Here is a 9658-nt window from a genome sequence, read left to right as displayed (position 1 = left end):
GCGGCGCGCGTCGCGGTGCGCGTCATCGGCGACGCCTTCGCGGGGCAGGAAGAACCAGCCCCCTTCGCCCTCCGCCGCTTGCTGTGGCCACGCGTCGGCTCCTGCTTGCCCGGCTCCATGGATGAACACGACCTCGACGCTCATCGGGTGAATGGTGCCCTACGACGGGCGATCGCGCGATCGCCGTCGGTGAGTGCGAACTGGGGACAGGCGAGGTCGACCGCTCGAACGTAGGCGTCCTGCACTCCGGGGATGGCGTTCGCTGGCAGCGAACTGCCCATTTTCTGCTTCTCGACCTTCCATCCACGTTCGAACACGTGTACGATTGTGTGTAGCACAGATCCGAAGCGGATCAGATCAGCAGGTGAGCGGTTGCGGCTCATCCCCGTGTGGACCTGCTCATCGACCACCACCCGGCAGGAGCGCCCGGGCACCCCGGCCCCACGGCTGTGGGTTGGTTTGAGTCGATGAAGGGGGTGCCCATGACGTCCGATGAGCAGTGGCGTGCGCCGGGTGTTCAGGCTCCGCCGTCCCCGGTGCTGGCTGATGCGCTTGCGCGGTTGGATGCGGCGTACGACGCCCTGCTCTCGATTCCGCCCGAGACTCTGTCGGATGAGGACCTGACCCGGCTGGTCGACGCCAGCACGCGGTTCGCGGACCGGGCCGCGGGTGCGGTGACGGCCGCGGTCGGGGAGGCCGACCACCGCCGACTCGGGGACGCGATCGGCGCCCGGCACACCGGCCAGTGGTGGGCTCAACGTTCGCTGCTGACCCGACCCGCGGCCAACCGGCTGGCTCACCTGGGCAGGCGACTGTCCGAGGAGCTGTACGCCCGGGTGCACGCCGCACTCGCGGGCGGTGAGGTCCACGCCGACCAGGCCGCGGTGATCGTCAACGCGGTCGACGCCATCCCCTCGTCTCCCGACGACCTCCCGTCCCATGCCGAGGCGCCCGCGGTGCTGAAGGCGCGCGCAGTCGACCATCTGTTGGTGCTGGCCAAGGACCACGACGCTCAGGCCCTGAAGCTGCTCGGCGTCCGTATCCTCGACACGGTCGCACCCGACGTGGGCGAGGCCGCCGAGGCCAAGGAGCTCGCTGACGAGGAAGCGGAAGCCGCTCGCAAGGTCAGCCTCACCATGCGCGAGAACGGCGACGGCATCACGACCGGGAAGTTCACCCTGCCCACCGCGGCCGCCGAGATGCTGCGCAAGCAGCTGATGCCGATCGCCACACCCCAGCAGCAGCACGCCAGTCACGAGTCGGGCCAGGCGTCCGGGCGAGACGAGCGTCCGCTGCACGTCCGGCTGGGATGGGCGCTGATCGAGTGGATCGAGCGCTATCCCGCCGACCACCTTCCGACCTCGGGCGGAGTGTCCGCGACCGTCGTGGTGACCATGGCTCTCGGCACGCTGATGGGTGGCCTCGCCGCCGCGTCCCTGGACACCGGCTCCCGGATCAGCGCCGGCCAGGCCCGACGCCTGGCGTGCGAGGCCGGGATCATCCCCGCCGTCCTCGGCGGGAAGTCGCAGGTCCTCGACCTGGGCCGGACCCGCCGGTTCCACACCAAGGCCCAACGCATCGCGATCGCACAGCGCGACGGCGGCTGCACCGCCGAGGGCTGCGACCTGCCACCCGCCGCCTGTCACGTCCACCACGACCAGCCCTGGTCCCGCGGCGGACCCACCGACACCCACACCGGCCGCCTGCTGTGCCACCGCCACCACCGCGTCATCCACGACGAACGCTACGAGACCACCCGACACCCCGACGGCAAGGTCAGCTTCCACCGACGAACCTAGGCCGACGGACTCGCATCTGACCTCCTGGCCGGATCCCAGGGCCGAGCGGCCGGGAGTCAGGTTGTCTCTGCGTACAGTCCTGCCAGGACCTGGTGCCCGAGATCCTCGAACCCATCGTCACCGACCCCGAAGGCCCACACCGCTGTGCCTACGGCCTCACCCACCAGCGCTCGGCGCCATGCCGCCGGTTCGCGGGGGTCACTGCCGTATCCCTCGATGAAGGCGGTCTCCAACTCGGGATCCCGAACGAAGTCCTGCCGTGCAAGACGGACGAAGTCTTCGGTCGGCGGTCGCAGGTCGGCCCGCCCGAAGTCGATGGCCCTGACCGCGCCATCGTCGATCAGCCAGTTGCGTGGCTGCCAGTCACCGTGAGTGGGCACGACCACGGCGGAGCCTCCCGGCCAGCTCGATACCTCGGCGCGCACGCGCTTCACGGTCTCGCGATCGATTCGGTGCGGCAGCGCGAGGTGTCGCCCGACCCGGGCGCGGAACCGGTCGTTCCACTCGGAGTCGACAACGAAGAGCTGCCCGTGCAGAGCAGCGAGCATTGCGCCTGCTTGCCTGAATGTCTCCGGGTCGTCCTGCGCGTCAGTTCCCTCCACCAGGGTGCCTGGCAGGTAGCGAGTCACCAGGATCTGGGCGGCCTCGTCGCCGAACAGCAGTACAGGAGCATGCCCGGTCCTGACCCAGGGTCGCAGCCATTCCCGGTGCGCGCGGAGCTCCCGGGCGATGTGTTGATCCGCAGCGCCGCCGGCCTTGACAATGAGATGGCCCTGGTCGCTGACCAGCTCGAGCACCGTCGTGTCAACGAGTCCCCCGGCGCCCTCGTCCGGGCCTCGAGCACGACGCGGTTGGCTAACGCGGGGTCGGCGTGGTCGAAGGGCGGCCTCACCTCGACAGTTGCTGCCCCATGCGGATCATGACGGCGGTTTGGCACGGTCCCGTCTCGATGACAGCGCGGCGACGACGGCCCGTACGGCGGGGGAGTCGACCATCGACGCGCGGTGCAGCACCGTGATCTCCCGCGTGGGCACGGGCCGGTGGGCTGCGACGGCGACGACATCGTCGGCCAGTGGCCCGCGACCGAGCCGCGGGATCAGGGCGATGCCCAGCCCTGCGCCGACGAGGGCGAGGTGGGAGTCGAACTCCATGGCGACGTGCGCGATCCGGGGCGCGCGGCCGGTGCCGTCGTACATCCGCATCAACCACTGCCGGCAGATGGTGCCTTCGGGCGTCGCCACCCACGGCTCGTCGACGAGATCGCGCGGGGAGACGCGGGTGCGACCGGCGAGGCGGTGACCGCGCGGCACGATCACGTCGGCGACGTCGCGGGCGATGGTGGTGCCGACGAGGTGCTCGGGGACGTGCAGCGGCACGTCGCCCCAGCTGTGCACGATGCCGAGGTCCTGCTGGCCCGACGCGACCAGGTCGATCGTGTCCCAGGGCTCGCGCTCGGTCAGGGTCAGCGCCAGATCAGGATGCGCATCGAGCAGGGTACGAACGACCGGCGCAACGAGCCCGCGCATGGCGGTCGAGAAGGAGGCCACCCGCAACCGCCCCGCCACCCGACCGGCGTCACGGTGCAGTCCGGACTCGAGCTGCTCCAGGTCGCTGAGCAGCCGCGACCCGTCGGTGACGAGGCGGCGGCCGTGCTCGGTCAGCATCACGCCGCGCCCCACTCGCTCGAGCAGCGCCACTCCTGCCTGTCTCTCCAGCCGCTTCACCTGCTGGGAGATCGCGCTGGGCGTGAAGCCGAGGGCGTCGGCCGCTCCGACGACGGAGCCGTGCGTGTCGACGGCCCGCAGGCTCGTCAGTGCCGCCAGATCAATCATGAAGCGATGCTACAACGTTATGGCCACAAAGAATCGCTGGTGCTTCATTGACGGATCGCCCAGACTCAGCACCGTGAACACACGCGACTCCCTCCTCGCCGCCCTGGTGGCGACCATCTGGGGCTTCAACTTCGTCGTCATCGACTGGGGCATGGCCGACGTGCCGCCGCTGCTCTTCGTCGCGATCCGCTTCACCGCGGTCGTGCTGCCGGCGATCTTCTTCATCCCACGCCCCAGCGCGCCGTGGCGCAGCATCCTCGCGGTCGGAGTGTTCATGTCGCTGGGCCAGTTCGGCTTCCTGTACGTCGCGATGTCGGCCGGCATGCCGCCGGGACTCGCCGCCCTCGTGCTCCAGGCACAGGTGGTCTTCACGGTCGTGATCGCAGCCGGTGTGCTGCGCGAGGTGCCGACCGCCGCCCAGAGCACGGGGGTGGCGCTCGGTGTCGTCGGCCTGGTGATCGTCGCGATGGGCAGGGGTGGCCACGTGCCGATGGTCGCGCTCGTCCTGTGTCTGCTCGGGGCACTGTCGTGGGGGATCGGCAACGTCGTGTCGCGTGCGGCCCGGGTGCCCGGTGGGCTGTCGCTCACGGTGTGGTCGGCGCTGGTCGTACCGCTGCCACTCCTTGCGCTGTCGCTGGCCATCGACGGACCGGCAGCCGTCAGCACCGCGCTCGCCGGCTTCGGCTGGCCGGCGGCGCTGTCGACCCTCTACACCGCCGGGCTGGCGTCCCTGGTCGGCTACGGGATCTTCAACACGCTGCTGGCGCGCTGGCCGTCCGGTGCCGTCGTGCCGTGGGTGCTGCTCGCCCCCGTGGTCGCCATGGCGTCCGCGTGGGCGATCCTCGAGCAGCGTCCCAACGCGGCCGAGGCCGGCGGGGGCGTGCTCCTGCTCGTCGGTGTCCTCGTGGCGCTGCGTCCGCGGCGCTCAGCCGAGCGTCGAACGGCCGGCCTCCAGCCGGGCGACTGGCACTCGGAACGGCGAGCAGGAGACGTAGTCGAGCCCGACCTCGTTGAAGAAGTGGATCGAGGCCGGGTCTCCGCCGTGCTCGCCACAGATGCCGAGGTGGAGGTCCGGGTTCGCCGCACGGCCGTCGGTGACCGCAAGACGCACCAACGCACCCACACCCTCCAGGTCCAGCGACTCGAACGGTGAGACCGGGAACACGCCCTGCTCCAGGTAGGTGCTGAAGAAGGACGCCTCCACGTCGTCGCGGGAGAAGCCCCAGGTCATCTGCGTCAGGTCGTTGGTGCCGAACGAGAAGAACTCGGCGGACCCGGCGATCTCGGCCGCTGTCACGGCGGCGCGGGGGAGCTCGATCATGGTGCCGATCTTGTGCGGGATCTGCTGGCCGAGCTCGGCCTCGACGTCCAGGGCGATCTGCTTGATCCGCCCCCTGACCAGGTCGAGCTCGCGGACGCTGGCGACGAGGGGGATCATGATCTCCGGCTCGGCCCTGCCGCCGCCCCGGATGCGCTCGGCGGCGGCCTCGAGGATCGCGCGTGCCTGCATCGTGAACAGCCCCGGGATGACGATCCCGAGGCGGACGCCACGCAGGCCCAGCATGGGGTTGGACTCGTGCAGCCGCTGCACCGCCGCCAGCAGCTTGCGCTGCCGCTTCTTGCGCTGACCACGCACGTCTGCCACTGCCATGGCCACGCTCAGCTCGGTGATGTCGGGCAGGAACTCGTGCAGCGGCGGGTCGATCAGGCGGATGGTCACCGGCAGGCCGTCCATGGCTTCGAAGATCTGCAGGAAGTCCTGCCGCTGCAACACCAGCAGCTCATCAAGGGCCGCCTCCTGGCCCGCCTCGTCGTCGGCGACGATGAGGTTCTCGACGAGCTGGCGACGCTCACCCAAGAACATGTGCTCGGTGCGGCACAACCCGATGCCCTGGGCGCCGAACCGGCGAGCACGCGCTGCGTCCTCGGCGGTGTCCGCGTTGGTGCGCACCTGCAGGCGTCGCTTGGAGTCGGCGTGTGCCATCAGCCGGGTGACTGCCTCGACAAGGGGCTCGTCGACCTCCTCGCCCTCGAAGTGGCGCACCACGAACGAGGCGGCCACGGGCACTGCGCCCTCGAAGACCTCGCCGGTCGACCCGTCGATGGAGATGACGTCGCCCTCGACGATGGTCTTGCCACCGCGGACGGTGAACCGGCCCTCGCGGGTGTCGACGTCGAGGGCCTCGGCACCGCACACGCAGGTCCGGCCCATGCCGCGCGCCACCACGGCGGCGTGCGAGGTCTTGCCGCCGCGACTGGTCAGCACGCCCCTGGCGACCATCATCCCGTGCAGGTCGTCGGGGGTGGTCTCCTTGCGCACGAGGATGACGTCCTCGCCCTGCTCGACCCACTCCACCGCGGTCGCCCAGTCGAAGACAGCCTTGCCGACAGCGGCACCGGGGGAGGCATTCATGCCCACGGCCAGCAGGTTCTTGGTCGCCGAGGTGTCGAAGCGCGGGAACATCAGGTTGGCGAGCTGCTCGCCGTTGACACGACGCAGCGCCTCGTCCATGTCGATCAGGCCCTCGTCGACCATGTGCACCGCGATCCGGAACGCTGCCTCGGGCGTGCGCTTGCCGACCCGGGTCTGCAACATCCAGAGCTTGCCCAGCTCGACGGTGAACTCGATGTCGCACATGTCGCGGTAGTGGTGCTCCAGCGTGGACATGATCTCGAGCAGCTCGTCGTGCGAGGACTTGTCGATGTCCGCCATGTCGGCCAGGGACACCGTGTTGCGGATGCCCGCGACGACGTCCTCGCCCTGGGCGTTCTGGAGGTAGTCGCCGTACACACCCTGGTCGCCGGAGGCGGGATCGCGGGTGAAGCAGACCCCGGAGCCGCTGGTCATGCCGCGGTTGCCGAAGACCATCGCCTGGATGTTGACGGCGGTGCCGAGGTCCTCGGGGATGCGCTCCTGGCGGCGGTATAGGACGGCGCGGTCGGTGTTCCACGAGTCGAAGACCGCCTTGATCGCCCGGTCCATCTGCTCGCGCGGGTCCTGCGGGAACTCGATGCCGGCGTGCTCATGGATCAGTCCCTTGAACGTCTCGATCAGCGTCCTGAGGTCGTCGACGTCGAGGTCGAGGTCGTCGGTGATGCCCTTGGCGTCCTTCGCCCCGTCCAGAGCGTCGGAGAAGTGCTCGCCGTGGATGCCGAGGACCGTGCCGCCGAACATCTGCAGCAGCCGGCGGTAGGAGTCCATCGCGAACCGCTCGTCCTCGCTCTGCCGCGCCAACCCGACCACGGACGCGTCGTTGAGGCCGATGTTGAGCACCGTCTCCATCATCCCCGGCATCGAGAACGCCGCGCCCGAGCGCACGCTGACCAGCAGCGGGTCGTCGGCGTCACCCAGCTTGCGACCCATGTCCCGCTCGAGCTTGTCGAGATGCTGGCCGACCTCGTCGGTCAGGCCCTCGGGATCCGTGCCGTCCTTCAGGTAGGCGCGACACGCCTCGGTGGTGATCGTGAACCCCGGCGGCACCGGCAGCCCGAGATTGCACATCTCCGCGAGATTGGCGCCCTTGCCTCCCAGCAGGTCCTTCTTGCTCTTGTCTCCCTCGGCGAAGTCGAACACCCAGTGGCTCATCCACGCATCTTGCCCCGGCCATGGGATTTTGGGCAGAGGCGGGGTGTGTGCGGAGTGTCAGATGCCCGATTCGGCGTATGCCGACCCGCCGGCCACCGCCGCCTCGATCCGTCGCGCGGTGAAGTCGGTGGCGCGCTCGCGGACCTCGGCAACGCTGCAGAACTGTGCGTCGCGGATCTCGCGCTCCTGCTTCACGATGCCCTCGGCGATCGAGGCGTCGTGGACGCCGCCGTCGAAGACCAGGCAGATCGCATCGTCCCAGCCGCCCCACGGGGGCAGCCAGTCCGTGAGGAGCAGGTCACCGGCAGGGACGGTGAGCCCGAGCTCCTCCTCGACCTCGCGGCTGACCGCGAGCCGCGGCGACTCGCCGACCTCGACCACTCCGCCGGGCAGATCCCAGTCCGCCTTGTAGGTGAGCTGGCACACCAGCACCCGGCCGTCCTGGTCGCGGATCAGCATCTGGCTGATCGCCCGCTTGCGGGGGAGGAACGAGTTGAGGAGCGAGCGGAAGCCGCCCGGTTCGTCGAGCGGTGCATCCGTGCTCAGCCGGGCGTAGACGACTCGGTCCACGGCTTCATCACCCACCGTGACACCCCGCATCACCCCCTCGCGATGCATGCCGGACCAGGTCGCCATCCGTTGACCGGTCTTGTCGTCGGGGTCGACCCAGGTCTCCACGCGGGCGTGCTGGCCCAGTGCGGCGGACACCTCGCGGCGTACGTCCTCGACGGAGTGCTCGTGACTCCACGCCAGCCGGGCGATGCCCTCGGCCACGGTGGTCACGTCGATCGGCTGGGTCACCCCGCCACCCTAGCGAGGGGCCGGCGGCCACCTCACCACGTCGAAGCGCGCCATCATGCCGTGGTCCTCATGGTCGAGCATGTGGCAGTGGATCATGAACGGTCCCGTGTAGTCCTCGAACCGGGCAGCCACCTCCACCACCTCGCCCGGCGCCAGGCGCCACGTGTCCTCGAGTCCCTGCTCCCAGGGCGGCGGCCGCTTCCCGTCCCGGAGCACCGTGCGCCACTGCTCGGCGTGGATGTGGATGTAGTGGGTCAGGTCGCTGGTGTTGCGCAGGCGCCACCGCTCGACCGTGCCGATTCGGACCCGGTGCTCCACGCGATCGGGATCGAACGCCTTGCCGTTGACCGACCAGAACGTGCCGTGGCGCTGGGTGCCGTCGAGGTCGAAGGTCCAGGTCGCGGACACGGTGGCCGGGGCGTGCACGAGGTCGGGCGAGGGGAGCCGCGCCGGCAGTCGCGACGTGTCGTGCGCCACCGCCCCCACCCGGAACTGCATGAGCGCTGCCGCACGAGCGTCGGCACCGCTGTCGCCCGGTGCGGCGGGCACGGAGTCGAGGACGAGGTCGCGGCCGCCGGCCCCGTGGAAGTCGACGACCACGTCGGCGCGCTGGGCGGGGCCGAGGAGCACCCGGCTTCGCACCGCCGGCCGGGGCAGCAGGCCGTTGCCGGTGCCGATCTGGAGCAGCGGCCGACCGTCGGAGAGCCCGATCGAGTAGGCCGAGAAGTGCGAGGCGTTGAGCAGGCGCAACCGATACCGCGTCGCGCTCACCGGGAGGTAGGGCGCGAAGCGGCCGTTCACGAGCACGTGCGTGCCGACCGTGGCGTCGTTGGGCGGGGCGTGCGGCCCGACCCACGTCATCGCCCCGTGGTGGGCGACCATCCGTGGCCCGTGCGCAAAGGGGTTGGTCAGCGCGTTGTCGCTGCGGAACGATCGGTCGGAGATCATCAGCGGCACGTCGCGTCTCCCCGCCGGCAGGCGCAGCCGGGACTCGGAGGAGTCCTTGACGACGAACATGCCCTGAAGCCCGTGCCAGTTGTTGCGAGCAGTCCGGTCCATCCGGTGATCGTGGTAGAAGAAGAACGAGCTCGGCTCCGGCAGACCGCCGTAGGTCAGCGGATAGTCGTAGGTCCGGGACTGTCCGGGACGCACCAGCTGCGTGGCCGGTTGCCCATCGTGCACGGAGGCGTGGTGGTCCCCGTGCAGGTGCACGCTCATCGCGCCGGCGTGGCGCGGCAGGCGGTGGATGAACCGGACCCGGGTCTCACGACCCGCCGGTCGCACGATGGTGGGCCCCGGGTAGCTGCCGCCGTAGGTCCACATCCGGGTCCTCGGGCCGGTCGGCAGCATCCGCACCCGCGCACGGCGCATCGGCAGTGTGATCAGGGCGCCCCGTCTCGTCTGCGGCACCACCAGCGGCTGGTCGAACGAGGGAAGCTGGGGAGTCACTGTGCCCTCGCCGCCCTGGACGACGAGCGTCCCGCGCATCTGCGGATGGAGCTTGCAGAAGAACGCGTAGGACCCCTCGACGAGGGTCTCGACCCCGGTGATCGTGGCCGATGTGCCGGCAGCAACCCGGACGTCGAACAACGGCGTGCCCTCCTCGTTGGTGGCCACCGAGGTGACCGTGTGGTCGAAGG

At 70.1% G+C, this 9658-nt stretch carries 6 protein-coding genes and 1 pseudogene; 2 read left to right on the top strand and 5 right to left on the bottom strand.

The genetic code is table 11. The features are described from left to right. Window positions 1–482 precede the first annotated feature (482 nt). Complete coding sequence (locus tag RMO85_RS16870; protein WP_310529881.1) at window positions 483–1799, top strand: DUF222 domain-containing protein; 1317 nt, start codon at window positions 483–485, stop codon at window positions 1797–1799. A gap of 56 nt (window positions 1800–1855) precedes the next feature. On the opposite strand, the gene RMO85_RS16865 is transcribed toward RMO85_RS16870, so the two are convergent. Both RMO85_RS16865 and RMO85_RS16860 read right to left on the bottom strand, forming a co-directional pair. Beyond that, window positions 1856–2596, bottom strand: a complete 741-nt coding sequence (locus RMO85_RS16865) for a phosphotransferase (RefSeq protein ID WP_310529880.1) — start codon at window positions 2594–2596, stop codon at window positions 1856–1858. A 120-nt stretch (window positions 2597–2716) separates the two neighbouring features. Continuing rightward, complete coding sequence (locus tag RMO85_RS16860; RefSeq protein WP_310529879.1) at window positions 2717–3631, bottom strand: LysR family transcriptional regulator; 915 nt, start codon at window positions 3629–3631, stop codon at window positions 2717–2719. Between RMO85_RS16860 and RMO85_RS16855 the strand changes: the two are divergent. Continuing rightward, a pseudogene (locus RMO85_RS16855) lies at window positions 3630–4484 on the top strand (EamA family transporter); the annotation flags it as partial. The gene RMO85_RS16860 and the pseudogene RMO85_RS16855 sit on opposite strands and share 2 nt — an antisense overlap. A 72-nt stretch (window positions 4485–4556) precedes the next feature. Here the strand turns inward: RMO85_RS16855 and ppdK are convergent. From ppdK to RMO85_RS16840, 3 genes are all read right to left on the bottom strand, one after another. Next, window positions 4557–7217 (bottom strand): pyruvate, phosphate dikinase, encoded by a 2661-nt coding sequence (ppdK, locus tag RMO85_RS16850; protein WP_310529878.1) that lies wholly within the window; start codon window positions 7215–7217, stop codon window positions 4557–4559. A gap of 57 nt (window positions 7218–7274) precedes the next feature. Continuing rightward, a complete protein-coding gene (locus RMO85_RS16845) occupies window positions 7275–8018 on the bottom strand; it encodes an NUDIX hydrolase (RefSeq protein WP_310529877.1) in 744 nt (247 codons plus the stop codon). 9 nt (window positions 8019–8027) lie between these two features. Then, window positions 8028–9658: multicopper oxidase domain-containing protein (locus RMO85_RS16840; RefSeq protein WP_310529876.1), on the bottom strand; the 1631-nt coding region annotated here is incomplete at its 5' end.

This window comes from Nocardioides sp. (genome assembly GCF_031422975.1).
Lineage (GTDB): Bacteria > Actinomycetota > Actinomycetes > Propionibacteriales > Nocardioidaceae > Nocardioides.
This window is presented reverse-complemented; position numbering and strand designations above follow the sequence as displayed.